We start from the raw sequence: 18,437 nt of genomic DNA on the forward strand, positions 1-18,437 counted from the left end.
TTGCCTACTGCTTACCGCACAGCGAGACGACCTTCTGCTCTTCCTCCGAGAGGCTGGGGCCGGGGCTGGTAGTGGGTGCGGTCGTGGACGGGGGCGTGGACTGCTCCGGGTCAGGGGCCTTCGCCGAGCCGGAAGGGTTCGGCGACGGCGATGCCTTGGACGCGAAGGAGGCGGGAGTGGTTCCCGTGGTGCCCCCGGCCTCGCCCTCGCCGGTGCGCGTGCTCTTCTCGCTGTCGGCGGCGCGCCGCTCGGCCTGCTTCTTGCACGCGGAGGCCTGGACGGCCAGTTCCTCGATCTTCTCCCGCGCGCCGTAGAGATCGCCCTCGACGATGGTCGCCTCGACCTGCTTGCGCTGGTAGGGCGGCAGGTACTTGAGTTCGATCTCGGGGTGGTCCTTCTCGACCTTCGAGAGGGACACCCAGGCCAGGTCCTGGTTGATGCCCCGGTACAGCGCGACGTGCTCGCCCTTGGCGCCGACGTAGTACTGCGTCTGCGTCCAGCGCCATCCGCCGTACAGGCCGGCGCCGATGACGGCCAGCGTGAGCAGGCTGTACACGGACCTCTTGATCCACCGGCGGTTCCTGGCGGGCTTGACGAAGTCGTCGTCGCCGTAGCCGAAGCCGTCGGTCTGGATGAAACCGGTGACGTCGCCGCTGCCGGGCGGGCCGAACTCGCCGCCCCCGCCGCGCCGCCGCCCGAGGCCGGCAGCACGGCCCGCGGGCGTCTGCATGATGCCGTTGTCGTGCAGCTGGTTCTGGTTCTCGGCGACGGCGCCGACCACGACCGGGGTGTCGGACAGCTGCCCGGCCAGGGTGTCCCCGGTGTCCAGGTCGAGCACGTCGGCGACGATCACGGTGATGTTGTCGGGCCCGCCGCCGCGCAGCGCCAGCTCGATCAGGTTCTGGACCGTCTCCTCGGGGCCCTGGTAGCTGGCCAGGGCCTCCTCGAGGGTCTGGTGGGAGACCACGCCGGACAGGCCGTCGGAGCAGATCAGGTAGCGGTCGCCGGCCCGCACCTCGCGGATGGAGAGGTCGGGCTCGACGTGCTCGCCGCTGCCCAGGGCCCGCATCAGCAGGGACCGCTGCGGGTGGGTGGTGGCCTCCTCCTCGGTGATCCGGCCCTCGTCCACCAGACGCTGCACCCAGGTGTGGTCCTGGGTGATCTGGGTGAGGACGCCGTCGCGCAGGAGGTAGGCGCGGGAGTCGCCGACGTGCACCATGCCCAGACGCTGACCGGTCCACAGCAGCGCGGTCAGGGTAGTGCCCATGCCCTCGAGCTGGGGGTCCTCCTCGACCATCATGCGCAGCTGGTCGTTGGCCCGCTGGACGGCCGTGCCGAGGGAGGTGAGCAGGTCGGAGCCGGGCACGTCGTCGTCGAGGGCGACGATGGTGGAGATCGCCTCGGAGGAGGCGACCTCACCGGCGGCGGCGCCGCCCATGCCGTCGGCGATGGCGAGCAGGCGGGGACCGGCGTAACCGGAGTCCTCGTTGCCCTCCCGGATCATGCCCTTGTGCGATCCGGCGGCGAAGCGCAGGGACAGACTCATGCGCACCTCGCCCGTCGGCTCCGGGTACAGCCGGTCGTGTCGAGCCACACTGCCCACCCTCCGGTCGGGAGCGCGCCGGGACCCTGGGTGAGGACCCCCACCGCGTGCTCGCTCCGCTCGCTCATTCTCGTACTACTTCCGCAGCTCGATGACGGTCTTGCCGATGCGGATCGGTGCGCCCAGCGAAATCGGTGTGGGGGTCGTCAGCCGGGTCCGGTCCAGGTAGGTGCCGTTGGTGGAGCCCAGGTCCTCGACGATCCACTGACCGTCGCGGTCCGGGTAGATCCTGGCATGGCGGCTGGATGCGTAGTCGTCGTCCAGCACGATCGTGCTGTCGTGCGCCCGGCCCAGGGTGATGGTCTGGCCCTGGAGCGCGACGGTGGTGCCGGTCAGCGTGCCCTCGGTCACGACCAGCTTGGTGGGGGTGTTGCGGCCGCGGCGGCCGCCGCCGGACTGCTGGCGCTGCTGTGGCGGCGCCTGGCGGGACGCCTGCTGCCGGCCGGCCTCGCGCCGGGATCCGCGCTGGGTGACGCGAGTGCCGAACAGGTCACTCCGGATGACCTGCACGGCCACGATCACGAACAGCCACAGAACGGCCAGGAAACCCAGCCGCATGACCGTGAGGGTCAGCTCTGACATTGCCCCCGCTTCACCCTTCGGCTTGCCTATAGATAACGGTGGTGCTGCCCACGACGATCCGCGAGCCGTCGCGGAGCGTAGCGCGGGTGGTGTGCTGCCCGTCCACCACGATGCCGTTGGTGGAGCCGAGGTCCTGGATCGTCGAGGGCGTTCCGGTCCGGATCTCGCAGTGCCGGCGCGAGACGCCGGGGTCGTCGATCCGCACGTCGGCCTCGGTGCTGCGGCCCATCACCAGGGTGGGGCGGGAGATCTGGTGGCGGGTGCCGTTGATCTCGATCCAGTAGCGGGTGCGTCCGCCGGGCACCGGGCCGGGGGCCGCGGCCGGCGGGTAGCCGTAGCCGCCGGGGCGGCCGGGCGGCGGCGCGGCGGGCATGGGCGGGGCGCCCGCGGGGGCGGCCGGCGGGTAGCCGTAGCCTCCGGGACGGCCGGCGGGCGGGGCCGGAGCGGCCGCGCCGGGGGCCGCCGCCTGGCTGGCGGAGGAGGCGAGCGTGCGGCTGCGCACCCGGTACAGACCGGTGTCGAGGTCCTCGGCCTTCTCCAGGTGCACCTTGATCGGACCCATGAACGTGTAGCGCTGCTGCTTGGCGTAGTCGCGGACCATGCCCGCGAGCTCGTCGCCGAGCTGCCCGGAGTACGGGCTCAGCCGCTCGAAGTCCGGTGTGCTCAGTTCCACGATGAAGTCGTTGGGCACGACGGTGCGGTCGCGGTTCCAGATGGTGGCGTTGTTGTCGCACTCCCGCTGGAGCGCACCGGCGATCTCCACGGGCTGGACCTCGGACTTGAACACCTTGGCGAAGGTGCCGTTGACCAGACCTTCGAGACGCTGCTCGAATTTCTTCAGGACTCCCATGGGGCACCTCCTCCGTCGCTGCCGTCCTGTGTACTGCCCCGTGCACCGTTGTGTGCACCGCTTACCTGGTACTGCTTACTGATCGTATCCACGCGCCGCCCGATCGGCTGGTTCCCCCTGTCCGCCCGGCCGCCGGGTGTCGACGCCTGACGAAGTTCCCTCCGAGGCTCCTCTTCGAACTCCGTCGGCCGTGGTGGTGCCCGTCGTTCTGCCATGGATCGTAGAGGGGGCCACAGACCAGTGTCCCGCACCCGGCGGTGGTCTCCGTCCGCCTCCTGGGGAGACGGGCGCCACCGGTACGAGGTTGATACGTGGGGCGGTCATGGCCGCGACATGAACGGGCGGGCGGGACGCCTCTGTGAACGGCGGCGGGCTCCCGCGGGGAGGGCGGTGTGGGTGTGGACGGGAGGTCGGCGGGGCGGCCCGAGGGGGTGGTCACGGCGTCGTCCCCGGTCGGAGGCGGTGCCCGGAGAAGGGATGTGAATCCACCCCGGCCAGCGTGCTAATGTTCTCGATGTCGGAAGGCGCCAGGCCCCACGGGGCAAGGACCGGAAGACACACCCAATGCGCGGGTGGCGGAATAGGCAGACGCGCTGGATTCAGGTTCCAGTGCCCGAAAGGGCGTGGGGGTTCAACTCCCCCCTCGCGCACACCGTCGAAAGGGCGGCATCCATCGGATGCCGCCCTTTCGCATGTCCGGATCTCTGTGCGGCGGGTGGGTGTGTGAGGAACATCTCATGATCGAAAGGGGCGCGCGGGGGCGGCAAGAGGGGTGAACTCCGGTCGTAACGGACCGTGGGGCGGACCGTTGGAGATCGCGGGCCCGGGGCGCGTGACCGGGCGTGGTCGAACAGCTGAGTCGAACAGCGGGGGTCCGGCCGGGCGGGGCGTTCGTCCGCGGTTGTCCACAGGGTGTGGATTGTCCACAGGGCTGCCGCCCGCATGCCCCCCGGCTGTACGGTCTGCTCGATCGATGTCGATACGTGTGCATCGCACGCATGTGCAGGGGAGGCGGTCGTGATGAGCGACGCCCGCGCCGGAGTGGCCGAAGGGGACGCCGGGGCCGGACCACGGCTGCCGCAGGTGCCGGGATTCGGCCGTTGGCCCGCCGCCGGCACGCCCAAGGAGGAGGGCAAGGCGCTGCGCGCACGGGTCCCCCGCAGCGCCCACGCCGCCCTGGACCTGGACGCCGCCCGGCCCGACGCCGTGACCGCCGTCGAGGAGTCCAGCCGCGGCCGGCTGCCCGAGCTGGCGCCCCTCCGCGTCGGCCGGATGGCGGCCACCCCGTTCGCCTTCCTGCGCGGCTCGGCGGGCCTCATGGCCCACGACCTCGCCCGCACGCCCGTCACCGGGACCGGCGCCCAGATCTGCGGCGACGCCCACGCGGCCAACTTCGGCCTCTACGGCGACGCCCGCGGCGGCCTGGTAATCGACCTCAACGACTTCGACGAGACCGTGCACGGCCCCTGGGAGTGGGACCTCAAGCGGCTCGCCGCCTCCCTGGTGCTCGCCGGACGGGAGGCCGGCGCGGACGAAAACGTCTGCCGTGCGGCAGCCCACGACGCGGTGGGCGCCTACCGCCGCACCATGCGGCTGCTGGCCAAGCTGCCGGCCCTGGACGCGTGGAACGCCATCGCGGACGAGGAACTGGTCTCCCACACCGACGCGCACGACCTCGTCGGCACCCTGGAGCGGGTCGCCGAGAAGGCCCGCGCCAACACCAGCGGCCGCTTCGCCGCCAAGTCCACCGAGCGCACCGAGGACGGCGGACGCCGCTTCGTCGACGCCCCGCCCGTGCTGCGCCGCGTCCCGGACGCCGAGGCGTTCGCCGTCGCCTCCTCCCTCGAGCAGTACCTCGCCACGCTCCCGGCCGACCGCCACCCTCTGCTCGCCCGCCACGCGGTGCACGACGTGGCGTTCCGCGTCGTCGGCACCGGCAGCGTCGGCACCCGCTCCTACGTCGTGCTGCTGCTCGACCACCGGGGCGAGCCGCTCGTCCTCCAGGTGAAGGAGGCCCGCCCCTCGGCGCTGGTGCCGCACCTCCCGGCCGCCGGCTTCGACGCCCCCCGAGCGGAGCACGAGGGCCGCCGCGTGGTCGAGGGCCAGAAGCGGATGCAGGTGATAAGCGACAGCCTGCTCGGCTGGACCACCGTCGACGGGCGGCCGTACCAGGTGCGCCAGTTCCGCAACCGCAAGGGAAGCGTGGACCCGGCCGCGCTGGCCGCCGACCAGATCGACGACTACGCCCGCATGACCGGCGCCCTGCTGGCCCGCGCCCACAGCCACAGCGCCGACCCCCGCCTGATCGCCGGGTACTGCGGCAAGAACGACGAGCTGGACGAGGCGGTCGCCGCGTTCGCCGTCGCCTACGCCGACCGCACCGAGGCCGATCACACGGACCTGGTCGCGGCGGTGCGCGCCGGGCGGATCGCAGCGGAGACGGGCGTCTGAGCCGGCCCGCCACGGGACGCCCCGGCCCACAGGGACGCACGCCCCGGTGACGGGGCGTGCCGTCCCCGCAGGTGGCCTACGCTGTCCGGGTGACGACCTCGGAAGGTGACCAGGGTGAAGGCGCCGGCGCGCAGCGTACGCCCGCCGGCGGTGGCGCGACGCGGCCCGAGGAGCGGCTGGAACAGGCCGTGCGGGCGGCGGAGAAGGCGCTGATCGAGTTCGAGATCGCCGTGGAGACGTTCCGCGTCGAGGTCGAGAACTTCTCCCGGCTGCACGAACAGAAGCTGGGCCCCATGTACGCCCGCATCGAGGAGCTGGACGCCCGGATCCTCGAGATCAAGGCGGCCCGCAGCGACGACCCCGAGGACCGGCGGAAGGCCGACGAGGCGCGCGCCCGGCTGATGCCGATCCCGGGCGTCGAAGAGCTGATGAACGGCTGGATGGACGGGGGCGGCCTGTTCCCCGAGGCCACCGCCATGCTCACGGACCAGCCGGTGCGGCCCCCGCAGCGGGTACGGCCCGGCGAGGAGGCCCGCAAGCTGTACCGCGAGCTGGTCCGCAAGGCGCACCCCGACCTGGCGCAGGAGGACAAGGAGCGCGCCCGCCGCGAGGAGTTCATCACCCGCGTCAACGCCGCCTACGCCCGCGGCAGCGCGGACGAGCTGCGTGAGCTCGCCGAGGAGTGGGCCGCGGGACCGGAGCTGAAGCACACCCCCAGCCCCGCGGAGGAGCTCTACGCCCGCCTCGAATGGCTCTCCCAGCGCAAGGAACTGCTCACCCTGGTCGCCCGGAACCTGGAGGAGAGCGCCATCGGCTCCATGCTGCGGCTGGCGCCCGACGACCCCGACGGGCTCCTGGAGGACATCGCCGCGCAGCTGCGGGCCCAGGTGGCCGAGCGTGAGGCGGAGCTGGCGGCGCTGCAGGGCTGAGCCGGCCCCCGGCGGGACGGAAGCCAGGACGGCGCGGCATGGGAACCGGCGGGCGTGCCCGGTCCGGTAGCGTCGGAGGCATGAGTTTTGGAGCTGGTGTGCCCACGGTCCAGGTCGGCGACCTCAAGGACGGCGACTTCCTGCTGGACGTCCGTGAGGACGACGAATGGAAGGCCGGTCACGCCGAAGGCGCGCTGCACATCCCGATCAGCGAGTTCGTCGCCCGCTACGGCGAGCTGACCGAGGCCGCCCCGCAGGACGGCCGGGTTCATGTGATCTGCCGCTCCGGCGGACGGTCGGCCCAGGTCACCATGTACCTGGCCCAGCAGGGCATCGACGCCGTGAACGTGGACGGCGGGATGCAGGTGTGGGAGGCCGCGGGGCGTCCCGTCGTCACGGACGACGGACAGCCGGGCCACGTGCTCTAGCAGGCGCCCAGGACGGCCAAGAGGGGCGTCCTGGGCGCCTGGCGCGCCCAGCCGGGCGGGACCGGCCGTGTCAGCGGTCGAAGTCCAGCTCGACCTTCTCCGTCACCGGGTGCGACTGGCAGGCCAGGACGTAACCCGCCTCCGTCTCCTCCGACTCCAGGGCGAAGTTGCGGTCCATGCGCACCTCGCCGGAGACCAGGAACGCGCGGCAGGTGCCGCACACGCCGCCCTTGCAGGCGTAGGGCGCATCCGGACGGTTGCGCAGCACCGTGTCCAGCAGGGACTCGCCCGCCTGGACGGGCCAGGTGCCGCCGCGTCCGTCGAGCCGCGCCGTCACCGTGCTGTACACGGGGGCGGCCGGGGCTCCGGCGGAGGCCGCCGGTCCGGAGTCCACATGGAAGATCTCCTGGTGGATGCGGGAGCGGGAGACGCCCAGCCCGCGCAGCGCCCGCTCGGCGCCCTCCACCAGCCCGTACGGCCCGCACAGGAACCAGCCGTCGACCTGGTCCACCGGCAGCAGCGCCGGGAGCAGCGAGGCCAGCCGCTCCCGGTCCAGCCGCCCGGACGGCAGTCCGGCCTGCTGCTCCTCCCGGGAGAGCGCCGTCACCAGCTGGAACCGGTCGGGGTGGCGGTCCTTCAGGTCGGCGACCTCCTCCAGGAACATCGTCGAGGCGGTCGTCCGGTCGCTGCGTATCAGGCAGAACCGGGCCTTCGGCTCACGGGCCAGGAGCGTCGAGGCGATCGACAGCACCGGGGTGATGCCGCTGCCGCCGACCACGGCCGCGTACAGGCCCGGGGCCGGGGGGAGGGTGAAGCGGCCGGCGGGCGTCATGACCTCCAGCTCGTCGCCGGGGCCGATCTCCTTGAGCGCGTACGTGGAGAACGCACCGCCCTCCACCAGCCGCACCCCGACGCGGAGGGTGCCGGGCGCCTCACCGTCGGGGGCGGGGGAGCAGATCGAGTAGGTGCGGCGGATCTCCTCTCCGTCGGCGACGCGGCGCAGCGTGAGGTGCTGCCCGGGCACGTAGCGGTACTCCTCGCGCAGCTGAGGGGGGACGGCGAGGGTGAGGGCGACGGAGTCGTCGGTGAGCCGGTCGACCGCGGCCACCCGGAGCCGGTGGAAGCGGGCCATCACAACTCCTTGAAGTGGTCGAACGGTTCACGGCAGGCCAGGCAGCGGCGCAGCGCCTTGCACGCGGTGGAGGAGAAACGGCTGAGGAGCTCGGTCTCGGCGGAGCCGCAGTGCGGGCAGCGGACGGGCTCCGGCCCGTCGGCGGGGCCGCCCTCGCGGGTCCGCGTGGGGCCGAGCCCGACCCGGACGGGCCCGGAGGCGGCGCCCGTGCGCGGCGGGGCGATGCCGAACTCCTCTAGTTTGCGGCGGCCTTCGTCGGTGATGTCGTCGGTCGACCAGGCGGGGGCGAGGACCGTGCGCACCGTGACCTCGCGCACGCCGTTCTCGCGCAGCACGCGCTCTATGTCGAGGCTCATCACCTCGACGGCCGGGCAGCCGGTGTAGGTCGGAGTGAGGTCGACCTCGACGCTGTCCGTGCCGTGCGCCCGCACCGCGCGGACCACGCCCAGCTCGCGCAGGGTCAGCACGGGCAGCTCCGGGTCGGGCACCGAGCCGGCGAGCTCCAGCAGCCGCTCCTCCAGGGGCGTGGTGGTCACCATGTCGCCCCCGGGTGGCTGCGGTGCAGGTGCTGCATCTCGGCGAGCATCCGGCCGAACGGCTCGGTGTGCAGGCCCTGGCGGCCCGCGCCGGCCCTCCAGGCTCCCGAGCGGGGGCCCTCGGGCAGCGTGAGCGTGGCGCGGCCCAGCACGTCCTGGACCGCGTCCAGCCAGGCGCGCTCCAGGCCGGGCCAGTCGATGCCGTCGAGGCCCTCGACGGGCTGGAACATCTCGCCGGTGAAGCGCCACAGGGCGTCCACGGCTCGCTGCATGCGGGCGTGGCTCTCGTCCGTGCCGTCGCCGAGGCGCAGGGTCCACTGCTCGGCGTGGTCACGGTGGTAGGCGGCCTCCTTGACGGCCTTGCCTGCCAGCGGGGCGAAGGGGCCGTCGCCTGAGGCCAGCCGGTCGTGCAGAAGGTGCTGGTACACCGAGAAGTACAGCTGGCGGGCGATGGTGTGGGCGAAGTCGCCGTTCGGCTGCTCCACCAGCTGGAGGTTGCGGAAGGCGCGCTCCTCGCGCAGGAAGGCCAGCTCGTCCTCGTCGCCGGCCATAGACAACAGCACCCGGGCCTGGCCGAGCAGGTCGAGCGCGATGTTGGCGAGGGCGACCTCCTCCTCCAGCACGGGGGCGTGCCCGGCCCACTCGCCGAGGCGGTGGGAGAGCACCAGGGCGTCGTCGCCGAGGGCGAGCGCGGCGGCCGTGGGGACCGTGTCCGCGGCGGGTGTCGTGGTCACAGGTGCTGCACCCCCTCGGGGATCTCGTAGAAGGTCGGGTGCCGGTAGGGCTTGTCGGCGGCCGGCTCGAAGAAGGGGTCCTTCTCGTCGGGCGAGGAGGCGGTGATGGCGGAGGACGGCACGACCCAGATGGAGACGCCCTCGCCGCGCCGGGTGTACAGATCGCGCGCGTTGCGCAGCGCGAGCTCCGCGTCCGGGGCGTGCAGGCTGCCGGCGTGGGTGTGGGACAGGCCCCGGCGCGAGCGCACGAAGACCTCCCACAGCGGCCAGTCGGTGTGGGTCATGCGCGCGTCGCTCCCGTCTCGTCGTTGCTGTGCTTGGCCGCATGGGCCGCTGCCGCCTCCCGGACCCAGGCGCCCTCCTCGTGGGCCTGCCTGCGCCGGGACAGGCGCTGTTCGTTGCACGGGCCGTCGCCCTTGAGGACGTCCCAGAACTCCGACCAGTCGATGGCGCCGAAGTCGTAGTGCCCGCGCTCCTCGTTCCACCGCAGGTCCGGGTCGGGGAGGGTGAGGCCGAGGGACTCCGCCTGCGGGACGCAGATGTCGACGAAGCGCTGGCGCAGCTCGTCGTTGGAGTGCCGCTTGATCTTCCAGGCCATCGACTGCGCGGAGTGCTGCGACTCGTCGTCGGGCGGGCCGAACATCATCAGCGACGGCCACCACCAGCGGTCCACCGCGTCCTGCGCCATCGCGTGCTGCTCCGGGGTGCCCTTGCTGAGGGCCAGCAGCAGCTCGTACCCCTGGCGCTGGTGGAAGGACTCCTCCTTGCAGATACGGACCATCGCGCGGGCGTACGGGCCGTAGGAGCAGCGGCACAGGGGGACCTGGTTGGTGATCGCGGCGCCGTCCACCAGCCAGCCGATGGCGCCGACGTCGGCCCAGGTCAGCGTCGGATAGTTGAAGATCGAGGAGTACTTCTGGCGGCCGGCGTGCAGCTTGTCGAGCAGCTCGTCGCGGCTCACGCCGAGGGTCTCGGCCGCGCTGTACAGATACAGCCCGTGCCCGGCCTCGTCCTGGACCTTCGCCATGAGGATGGCCTTGCGGCGCAGGGAGGGGGCGCGGGTGATCCAGTTGGCCTCCGGCTGCATGCCGATGATCTCGGAGTGCGCGTGCTGGGCGATCTGCCGCACGAGCGTGGCGCGGTAGGCGTCGGGCATCCAGTCGCGCGGCTCGATCCGCTCGTCGGCGGCGACGGCCGCGTCGAAGGCGCGCTGGAACGCGCCGGTGTCGCCGGGGCCCGCCGGTGCGTCGTACGCCGTCGGACCGCCGGCCGTATCGCGGGCGGCTGCTGTCGCCATGGGGTCCCCCTCGACCTGGATGCTTCCCGGAGCACGCTCCCGACCGATCGTTCGGTTCGTGCGGTTCCATGGTGAGACGGGGGCCGCGAGGTGTCAACCGCTGTGGATAACCTGCCGTTGCCGGCCGCCGGCGCCCGACGGGTGGCGGGATGTGGTGACCGCCACGGGACGGAGCGCCGACGGGACTGTGCCCGGGCGGCCGGGGCTGAGTACCGTTCCGTGCGTCGCGGCGGAGCGGCCGTGGCCCCGCGCGGCGAGGGCCTCAGGGCCGGGCGGACGCGGCAAGGGACCGGGGACTCGGGGATCGGGGCGGAATGGACGCGCAGGACAAGGGCTCGGACGCCCGGCACGGGTCCGCGGAGCCGGGCGTGCCGGGACCGCGCGCCCCGCTGCACGGCCCCGCGGCGCCGACGGACGGGCCTACCGGGCCGGAGCCGGCGACGCCCCCGGAAGACGAGCGGGCGGCCGGCGCGGAGGAGCCGCCGCGCGACCCCTCCGACGAACCCCGCACCGGCGTCGCCGCCCTCTCCCTGCGCTACCGGATCGGCGCCGCGCTCGCCCTCGCGGTCGTCGCCGTCGCGGTCTGCGTGCACCTCGGCATGACGTTCCTGCACGTCGCGCCGCCGAACACGGTGAGCAAGAAGCACAGCGAGACGATCGCCGACTGGATCTACCCGGAGTTCGAGCAGAACTGGAAGCTGTTCGCCCCCAACCCGCTCCAGCAGAACGTCTCCGTACAGGTCAGGGCGGAGATCCGCACGCCGGACGGCGGAAGCCGCACCACCGGCTGGTACGACCTGTCGGCGCAGGACGGCCGGGACATCGACGGCAACCCGGCGCCCAGCCACACCCAGCAGAACGAGCTGCGCCGGGCCTGGGACTTCTACCTCTCCACGCACGACGACGACAACCGCCCGGTGGGCCTGCGCGGGGCGCTGTCCGAGTCGTACCTGCGGCGGATCATGGTCATGCGCCTGGACCGGGCGGACGCGGCGGGGCGGGACGGCGAGGTCGCGCGCGTCCAGGTGCGCTCGCGCACCACCCAGGTGCCGCCGCCGTCGTGGAGCGGGGAGAAGGTGTCGGACAAGGCCGTGTACCGGGTGCTGCCCTGGTGGCTGCTGCCGGAGGACGAGGCCCGGGGAGGCATCGGATGAACCGCCTGTCGATGGCGGTCTCCCGGGCGATCGCCCGGGTCGCCGACTCCGCTCTCGCCCCCTACCAGACAGCCGTGCTGCGCATCGGCTTCGGCCTCACCTGGCTGCTGTTCCTGCTGCGGGAGTACCCCCACCGGCAGGAGCTCTACGGCCCGGACAGCCCCTGGTCCTGGGACCTCGCCGCCCAGCTGGTCGGGTCGAACGACGCCTTCACCGTGCTGCTCTGGTCGGACAGCCAGGTCTGGTTCGAGGCGGTCTACGCGCTGGCCGTGCTGTTCAGCCTTCTGCTCCTGCTCGGCTGGCGCACCCGCACCATGGCGGCGCTGTTCATGGTCGGCGTCCTCACCCTGCAGAACCGCAGCGTCTTCATGGGCGACGGCGGCGACAACGTCCTGCACATCATGGCCGTCTATCTGGTCTTCACCCGCTGCGGCCAGGTCTGGTCCCTGGACGCGCGGCGCGCGCGCCGGGCCGAGCAGGCACGCGCGCGGGGGGAGCGGACGCGCGACCGGGTGGGCCCCGCGCTGTGGGCGGTCCTCGGCTTGGTCCTGCTCCTGGGGTCGCTGGCGGGCCGGACGGACGGCGACTGGTTCATACCCGCGCTGCTGTGGGCGGTGTGGCTCGGGCAGGCGGTGTGGTGGCTGGCCGGGCGCCTGGCGAGGACGGACCAGCCGCGCATCCTGCTGGACGTCGTCGCGAACGTCGTGCACAACGGCGCGCTGCTGGTGATCATGGCGGAGGCGTGCCTGATCTACGCCACGGCGGGCTGGTACAAGGTCCAGGGCTCGCGCTGGCAGGACGGGACCGCGGTCCACTACCCGCTGCACCTGGAGTACTTCTCCCCCTGGCCGTCGCTGGCGGAGCTGCTCACCGCGAGCGGCACCCTGGTGATGCTGGTGACCTATGTGACCGTCGTGGTGCAGGTCGCCTTCCCGTTCACGCTGTTCAACCGGCGGGTCAAGAACGTCCTGCTGAGCTTCATGATCCTGGAGCACGCGGTGATCGCTGTGGTGCTCGGACTGCCCTTCTTCTCCCTGGCGATGATCGCGACCGACGCGGTCTTCCTCCCCACGTCCTTCCTGCGCCGGACCGGCCGCCTGGCGGCACGCGCGCGGGAGCGGCTGCGGCCGCGCGGGGAGGCGGCCCCCGTTCCGCCGCGGCGGCGCCCGGACGGTGCGCCCGCCGGTCCGCCCGCCGTGGCTCCGGCGGAGGCCGCCCCGGTGACCGGCAGGGTGCCCGGCCCGCGCACGTAGGCTGCTCGGCATGACCGACCCCGCCCACGACCCGTCCGTCGCTTCCCCGGTGAACCCGGTGAACCCCGTGGACCCGGTGGCCGTGTGGCGCCGGGCCGCACCGGGCGCGGTGCTGCTCGACGGCTTCCACGCCCTCAAGCACGCCGTGCGCTTCGGCGCCGAGGTGCTCGTCGCGGTCACCGCCGACCGGGCCGCCGCCCTGGCGCTCGCCGACGAGCTGGCCGCGGACGTCCGGGACACGCTGGCGGCGCTGCTCACGGAGGTGCCGCACGGGACGTACGCCTCGCTGGTGCCGCGGCCGCATCCCACGGCCGTCGCGGCGCTCGCCGTACGGCCGGACCGCGCGGGCAATCTGGCGAAGCTGGCGCACGCGCCGCGCACCGCGCCGGTGGTGGTCCTGGACCAGCCGCGCAATCTGGGCAACGCGGGGGCGGTGGTCCGGCTGGCCGCCGGCTTCGGGGCGACCGGCGTCGTCACCACCGGGACGCTGGACCCCTGGCATCCGACCGTGGTGCGCGGCGGGGCGGGGCTGCACTTCGCCACCGCCGTGGAGCGCCTGAGCGTGGACGAGCTGCCGCCCGGGCCGCTCTTCGCGCTGGACCCGGAGGGCGAGGACATCCGCTCCCTGATCCTCCCGGACGAGGCGCTGCTCGCCTTCGGCTCCGAGCGGACCGGACTCACGGCCGAGCTGCGGGAGCGGGCCGACCATCTGGTGGCGCTGCCGATGCGCCCCCAGGTCTCCAGCTACAACCTCGCGACCAGTGTGGCCATGACGCTGTACCACTGGAGCGCCACCGGGGGCGCACCCGCCTGAGGAGGCTCAGGCCTCCCGGCGCACCTCGATCACCCGGAAGCGGCCCGCGACGAAGGCGCCGTCGCACAGGGCCGCGTTGGCCGCCGGGTTGCCGCCGGAGCCGTGGAAGTCGGAGAAGGCGGCCGTCTGGTTCACATAGACCCCGCCGGTGAGGTTCAGCGAGAGCTGGGCGGCCTCTTCCAGGCAGACCTCCTGCACGGCCTCCTCGACCTCCGGGGACGTCGTGTACGCGCCGACGGTCATCGCGCCCTTCTCGCGGATCGTGCGCCGCAGCAGCTCCGTCGCGTCGGCGGCCGAGTCCACGGCGACCAGGAAGGAGACCGGGCCGAAGCACTCGCTCATGTAGGCGGCCTCGGCGTCCGGCTTGGCGCCGTCCAGCTTCACGATCACCGGCGTGCGCACCACCGCGCCCGGGAACTCCGGGTGGGTGATCTCACGGGAGGCGAGCGCGACCTCGCCGAGACCGGCGGCGGCCTCCAGACGGGCCTTGACGTCCGGGTTGACGATCGCGCCGAGCAGGGCGCCCGCGCGGGCGTCGTCCCCGAGCAGGCCGTCGACCGCCTTGGCCAGGTCGGCCGCGACCTCGTCGAAGGACTTGGGACCCTGGTCGGTGGTGATGCCGTCGCGGGGGACCAGCAGGTTCTGCGGGGTGGTGCACATCTGGCCGCTGTACAGGGACAGGGAGAACGCCAGGTTGGACAGCATCCCCTTGTAGTCGTCGGTCGACTCCACGATCACCGTGTTGACGCCGGCCTTCTCCGTGTACACCTGCGCCTGGCGCGCGTTGCTCTCCAGCCAGTCGCCGAACTCCGTCGAGCCCGTGTAGTCGATGATCCGGATCTCCGGGCGCGTGGCGAGCGTCTTGGCGATGCCCTCGCCGGGCCGCTCGGCGGCCAGCGCCACCAGGTTCGGGTCGAAACCGGCCTCGGCGAGGACCTGGCGGGCGACCTGGACGGTGAGCGCGAGCGGCAGCACCGCGCGCGGGTGCGGCTTGACCAGGACCGCGTTGCCCGTGGCCAGGGAGGCGAACAGGCCCGGGTAGCCGTTCCACGTCGGGAAGGTGTTGCAGCCGATGACCAGGCCGATGCCGCGCGGCACCGGGACGAACCGCTTGGTGAGGGCGAGCGGGTCGCGCTTGCCCTGCGGCTTGGTCCACTCCGCGGTGTCGGGCGTGCGCACCTGCTCCACGTACGCGTAGGCGACGGCCTCCATGCCGCGGTCCTGCGCGTGCGGCCCGCCGGCCTGGAAGGCCATCATGAACGCCTGGCCTGAGGTGTGCATGACCGCCTGGGCGAACTCCATGGTCCGGTCGCTGATCCGCTTGAGGATCTCCAGGCAGACGACCGCCCGGGTCTCCGCGCCCGCGTCCCGCCAGGCGCGCATCCCGGCCTTCATCGCGGGCAGCAGCACGTCCAGGTCCGCGTGCGGGTAGCTGACGCCCAGCTCTACGCCGTACGGGGAGGTCTCGCCGTCCACCCAGCCGTCCGTGCCCGGCTGGTCCAGGTCGACGCGGGTGCCGAGCAGGGCGTCGAAGGCGGCCTTGCCCGCGGCCATGTCCAGGCTGCCGTTCTCCCCGTACGCCTTCGGGTGCTCGGGGTGGGGCGACCAGTACGCGCGCGTGCGGATCGCTTCCAGGGCCTGGTCCAGGGTGGGACGGTGGCGGGCGATCAGCTCGTGCGCGGTGAGTTCGGCGGCCATGCGGGACCAACTCCTCGTCTGGAGAACTCTTCGTCGAGCTCTTGGACCTGTGCGGAAACGTAGTCAGGAACGGCGGTCAGAGTTAGAGTAACCGAACGATCGGTCGGGACAAGGGGGTCCGCCGCATCTGTGGAAAACACCGTGCGGGAGGATCGCGCACATGACAGCACTCGACCTCAGCAGTCCCGTGGCCGTGGTCGGCACCGGCACCATGGGGCAGGGAATCGCCCAGGTCGCGCTGGTCGCGGGCCATCCCGTGCGGCTCTACGACGCCGCCCCGGGATTGGCCCGCAAGGCCGCCGACACGATCGGCTCCCGGCTCGACCGGCTGGTGGAGAAGGAGCGCCTCACCGCGGACGAACGGGACGCGGCGCGCGCCCGGCTGACTCCCGTCGACGACCTCGCCGGGCTCGCCGGCTGCTCCCTCGTCGTCGAGGCGGTCGTGGAGCGCCTCGACGTCAAGCAGGAGCTGTTCCGGGCGCTGGAGGACGTCGTCGCCGACGACTGCCTCCTCGCCACCAACACCTCGTCCCTGTCGGTCACCGCGATCGGCGGCGCGCTGCGTGTCCCCGGCCGCTTCGTCGGCCTGCACTTCTTCAACCCGGCGCCGCTGCTGCCGCTGGTCGAGGTGGTCTCCGGCTTCGCCACCGACGTCGCCTCCGCCACGCGCGCGTACGAGACCGCCCGCGCCTGGGGGAAGACGCCGGTCGCCTGCGCCGATACCCCCGGCTTCATCGTCAACCGCGTCGCACGCCCCTTCTACGCCGAGGCCTTCGCGGTGTACGAGACGCAGGGCGCGGACCCGGCCACCATCGACGCGGTGCTGCGCGAGTCCGGTGGCTTCCGGATGGGCGCCTTCGAGCTGACCGACCTCATCGGGCAGGACGTCAACGAGTCGGTGACGCACTCGGTGTGGCAGGCGTTCTTCCAGGACGTGCGCTTCCGGCCGTCCCTGGCGCAGCGCCGGCTGGTCGAGTCCGGCCGTCTCGGCCGCAAGACCGGCCGTGGCTGGTACGACCACCGGGAGGGCGCCGAGCGCCCCGAGCCGCACACCGCCGAGCCCGCCGAGCCGCCCGCGTACGTCGTCGCCGAGGGCGGTCTGGGGCCCGCCGCGGAGCTGCTGGACCTGATCCGCGAGGCGGGCATCGAGGTGCGGCAGGCCGAGGAGGACGAGGGCAGCCGCCTGGTGCTGCCGAGCGGCGGGCAGCTCGTCCTGGCCGACGGGCAGATCTCGGCGGAGTTCCGCGACGTCGTCTATTTCGACCTGGCGCTGGACTACCGCAAGGCCACGCGCATCGCCCTCTCGCACGCCGCGCACACCTCCGCGGCGACCGTCGCGCAGGCCACCGGGCTGTTCCAGGCGCTCGGCAAGAAGGTCAGCGTCATCGGGGACGTCCCCGGGATGATCGTGGCGCGGACGGTGGCCCGGATCATCGACCTCGCCGTCGAGGCGGTCGCCCAGGGCGTCGCCACGGAGGAGGACGTCGACACGGCGATGCGTCTCGGTGTGAACTACCCCCTCGGACCGTTCGAGTGGAGCCGCCGCCTCGGCCGAGGCTGGGCCGGGGCCCTGCTGGACGAGATGCGCGAGGTGGACCCGTGCGGCCGATACGGCGCGTCCCTCGCGCTCTACCGGTACGCGTGCGCCACCGACCAGCGGGAGGACACCCCATGACCACCGTCAAGCGGGACACCTACACCCCGGAGACGCTGCTGTCCGTGGCGGTCCAGGTGTTCAACGAACGCGGCTACGACGGCACGTCCATGGAGCACCTCTCCAAGGCCGCCGGCATCTCCAAGTCGTCGATCTACCACCACGTGGCCGGCAAGGAGGAGCTGCTGCGCCGCGCGGTGAGCCGGGCGCTCGACGGTCTCTTCGGGATCCTCGACGAGGACGACGCGCGCGTGGGGCGCCCCGCCGAGCGTCTGGAGTACGTCGTACGGCGCATGGTCGAGGTCCTGATAGCGGAGCTGCCGTACGTGACGCTGCTGCTGCGGGTGCGGGGCAACACGGACACCGAGCTGTGGGCGCTGGAGCGGCGGCGCGAGTTCGACCACCGGGTGGCCGAGCTGCTGAAGGCGGCGGCGGCCGACGGGGACGTGCGCGAGGACATAGAGGTGCGGCTGGTGACCCGGCTGGTCTTCGGCATGATCAACTCGATCGTGGAGTGGTACCGGCCGGACGGACGCGGCATGAACGAGCGCGAGGTGGCCGACGCGGTGGCGCGGCTCGCCTTCGGGGGACTGCGCAAGGCGGGCGACGGGCGCGGGTGACGCGGGCCCGTCGGGGCGGGTCGCGACGGGGAGGGACCGGCGGGCGGCAGGAGGCCGGCCCGCTGCCGGCGGAGATGTCACCCCTGCGGCTCCAGGTCCTCCTCCTCGAACACCAGCAGCGTGCGGGTGCTGAGCACCTCGGGGATGGCCTGGAGGCGCGTGAGGACCAGCTCGCGCAGCGCCCGGTTGTCCGGCGTGTGCACCAGGAGCAACACGTCGAAGTCCCCGCCCACCAGGGCGATGTGCGAGGCCCCGGGGAGCTGCCTGAGCTGCTCGCGCACCGTGCGCCAGGTGTTCTGCACGATCTTCAGCGTGATGTACGCCGACGTGCCGTGACCGGCGCGTTCGTGGTCGACGCGGGCGCCGAAACCCCGGATGACCCCGTCCTCGACGAGCCGGTTGATCCGCGCGTAGGCGTTCGCGCGGGACACGTGCACCCGTTCGGCGACCGACCGTATCGACGCGCGGCCGTCCGCCTGCAGCATGCGCAGGATGTCCTGGTCGATCGCGTCGAGAGGCCGTGCCGGCGGCAGCGGCCCCGTCCCCTCCCGGCCCTCGGCCATTTGTTCAGATGCCACCCGCCCCCACCTCTCAGCCGTGGACGTCCTGCATCCATCCCACGGTGCGGAGAACCGTTTGTCCACAGCCTGACGCCACCCGTAGCCAAAATGTGCCGGCGACCGAACAATCGGTTGGTGAGGC

Annotated in this window: 18 protein-coding genes and 1 tRNA gene; 9 read left to right on the plus strand and 10 right to left on the minus strand. The window is 72.8% G+C overall.

Annotation, left to right across the window (positions count from 1 at the left end; all coding sequences use genetic code 11):
- Positions 1 to 4 precede the first annotated feature (4 nt).
- The 3 genes from ACP7TJ_RS16240 to ACP7TJ_RS16250 form a co-directional block, all read right to left on the minus strand.
- Positions 5 to 1,546 (minus strand): Stp1/IreP family PP2C-type Ser/Thr phosphatase, encoded by a 1,542-nt coding sequence (locus ACP7TJ_RS16240; protein ID WP_167741495.1) that lies wholly within the window; start codon positions 1,544 to 1,546, stop codon positions 5 to 7.
- Positions 1,547 to 1,678: 132 nt separating this feature from the next.
- Positions 1,679 to 2,185, minus strand: coding sequence for an FHA domain-containing protein FhaB/FipA (locus ACP7TJ_RS16245; protein WP_093764315.1), 507 nt, complete (start codon positions 2,183 to 2,185; stop codon positions 1,679 to 1,681).
- Positions 2,186 to 2,195: 10 nt separating this feature from the next.
- Positions 2,196 to 3,035 carry an FhaA domain-containing protein gene (locus tag ACP7TJ_RS16250; protein ID WP_093764316.1) on the minus strand — a complete coding sequence of 280 codons (840 nt, stop codon included), beginning with the start codon at positions 3,033 to 3,035 and terminating at the stop codon, positions 2,196 to 2,198.
- A gap of 566 nt (positions 3,036 to 3,601) precedes the next feature.
- Between ACP7TJ_RS16250 and ACP7TJ_RS16255 the strand changes: the two genes are divergently transcribed.
- The 4 genes from ACP7TJ_RS16255 to ACP7TJ_RS16270 all read left to right on the plus strand — a co-directional run bounded on the left by ACP7TJ_RS16255 (position 3,602) and on the right by ACP7TJ_RS16270 (position 6,843).
- Positions 3,602 to 3,685, plus strand: a tRNA-Leu gene (locus tag ACP7TJ_RS16255).
- A 370-nt stretch (positions 3,686 to 4,055) separates the two neighbouring features.
- The gene (locus ACP7TJ_RS16260; RefSeq protein WP_427763605.1) at positions 4,056 to 5,486 is read left to right on the plus strand and encodes a DUF2252 domain-containing protein; all 1,431 of its coding nucleotides are present in this window, start codon (positions 4,056 to 4,058) and stop codon (positions 5,484 to 5,486) included.
- Positions 5,487 to 5,575: 89 nt separating this feature from the next.
- The gene (locus ACP7TJ_RS16265) at positions 5,576 to 6,415 is read left to right on the plus strand and encodes a J domain-containing protein (protein ID WP_367491546.1); all 840 of its coding nucleotides are present in this window, start codon (positions 5,576 to 5,578) and stop codon (positions 6,413 to 6,415) included.
- A gap of 98 nt (positions 6,416 to 6,513) precedes the next feature.
- The gene (locus tag ACP7TJ_RS16270; protein WP_093764318.1) at positions 6,514 to 6,843 is read left to right on the plus strand and encodes a rhodanese-like domain-containing protein; all 330 of its coding nucleotides are present in this window, start codon (positions 6,514 to 6,516) and stop codon (positions 6,841 to 6,843) included.
- A gap of 70 nt (positions 6,844 to 6,913) precedes the next feature.
- On the opposite strand, the gene paaE is transcribed toward ACP7TJ_RS16270, so the two are convergent.
- Genes paaE through paaA form a run of 5 tightly spaced genes read right to left on the minus strand, consistent with a single transcriptional unit; the run spans position 6,914 to position 10,542 of the window.
- Entirely contained in the window at positions 6,914 to 7,975 is a 1,062-nt protein-coding gene (gene paaE, locus ACP7TJ_RS16275) for a 1,2-phenylacetyl-CoA epoxidase subunit PaaE (RefSeq protein WP_093764319.1), read from the minus strand.
- On the minus strand, positions 7,975 to 8,514 hold the full coding sequence (gene paaD, locus ACP7TJ_RS16280; RefSeq protein ID WP_266547552.1) for a 1,2-phenylacetyl-CoA epoxidase subunit PaaD: 540 nt from the start codon (positions 8,512 to 8,514) through the stop codon (positions 7,975 to 7,977). The genes paaE and paaD overlap by 1 nt, the downstream gene beginning before the upstream one ends.
- Positions 8,508 to 9,245 (minus strand): 1,2-phenylacetyl-CoA epoxidase subunit PaaC, encoded by a 738-nt coding sequence (gene paaC, locus ACP7TJ_RS16285; RefSeq protein ID WP_189910079.1) that lies wholly within the window; start codon positions 9,243 to 9,245, stop codon positions 8,508 to 8,510. Before paaC ends, paaD begins: the two co-directional genes overlap by 7 nt.
- Positions 9,242 to 9,529: a 1,2-phenylacetyl-CoA epoxidase subunit PaaB gene (paaB, locus tag ACP7TJ_RS16290; RefSeq protein WP_093764322.1), complete on the minus strand. Its 288-nt coding sequence runs from the start codon at positions 9,527 to 9,529 to the stop codon at positions 9,242 to 9,244. Before paaB ends, paaC begins: the two co-directional genes overlap by 4 nt.
- Positions 9,526 to 10,542, minus strand: a complete 1,017-nt coding sequence (paaA, locus tag ACP7TJ_RS16295; RefSeq protein ID WP_189910080.1) for a 1,2-phenylacetyl-CoA epoxidase subunit PaaA — start codon at positions 10,540 to 10,542, stop codon at positions 9,526 to 9,528. Before paaA ends, paaB begins: the two co-directional genes overlap by 4 nt.
- 314 nt (positions 10,543 to 10,856) lie before the next feature.
- Between paaA and ACP7TJ_RS16300 the strand changes: the two genes are divergently transcribed.
- Genes ACP7TJ_RS16300 through ACP7TJ_RS16310 form a run of 3 tightly spaced genes read left to right on the plus strand, consistent with a single transcriptional unit; the run spans position 10,857 to position 13,763 of the window.
- Entirely contained in the window at positions 10,857 to 11,696 is an 840-nt protein-coding gene (locus ACP7TJ_RS16300; protein WP_427763609.1) for a DUF5819 family protein, read from the plus strand.
- Entirely contained in the window at positions 11,693 to 12,949 is a 1,257-nt protein-coding gene (locus ACP7TJ_RS16305) for an HTTM domain-containing protein (protein WP_167741359.1), read from the plus strand. Before ACP7TJ_RS16300 ends, ACP7TJ_RS16305 begins: the two co-directional genes overlap by 4 nt.
- Positions 12,950 to 12,959: 10 nt before the next feature.
- A complete protein-coding gene (locus ACP7TJ_RS16310; RefSeq protein WP_167741358.1) occupies positions 12,960 to 13,763 on the plus strand; it encodes a TrmH family RNA methyltransferase in 804 nt (267 codons plus the stop codon).
- Between the two features lie 6 nt (positions 13,764 to 13,769).
- Here the strand turns inward: ACP7TJ_RS16310 and paaN are convergent, their stop codons facing one another.
- Positions 13,770 to 15,461: a phenylacetic acid degradation protein PaaN gene (gene paaN / locus ACP7TJ_RS16315; RefSeq protein WP_093764327.1), complete on the minus strand. Its 1,692-nt coding sequence runs from the start codon at positions 15,459 to 15,461 to the stop codon at positions 13,770 to 13,772.
- Positions 15,462 to 15,621: 160 nt separating this feature from the next.
- Here paaN and ACP7TJ_RS16320 point away from each other — a divergent pair, with 160 nt between their 5' ends.
- Positions 15,622 to 17,136, plus strand: a complete 1,515-nt coding sequence (locus ACP7TJ_RS16320) for a 3-hydroxyacyl-CoA dehydrogenase (protein ID WP_266547564.1) — start codon at positions 15,622 to 15,624, stop codon at positions 17,134 to 17,136.
- Positions 17,133 to 17,735, plus strand: coding sequence for a TetR/AcrR family transcriptional regulator (locus tag ACP7TJ_RS16325; protein WP_427763612.1), 603 nt, complete (start codon positions 17,133 to 17,135; stop codon positions 17,733 to 17,735). The genes ACP7TJ_RS16320 and ACP7TJ_RS16325 overlap by 4 nt, the downstream gene beginning before the upstream one ends.
- Positions 17,736 to 17,812: 77 nt before the next feature.
- On the opposite strand, the gene ACP7TJ_RS16330 is transcribed toward ACP7TJ_RS16325, so the two are convergent.
- A complete protein-coding gene (locus tag ACP7TJ_RS16330) occupies positions 17,813 to 18,298 on the minus strand; it encodes an Lrp/AsnC family transcriptional regulator (protein WP_320588401.1) in 486 nt (161 codons plus the stop codon).
- Positions 18,299 to 18,437 lie beyond the last annotated feature (139 nt).

The organism is Streptomyces sp. DSM 41931 (assembly GCF_050271085.1).
GTDB classification, from domain to species: domain Bacteria; phylum Actinomycetota; class Actinomycetes; order Streptomycetales; family Streptomycetaceae; genus Streptomyces; species Streptomyces albogriseolus.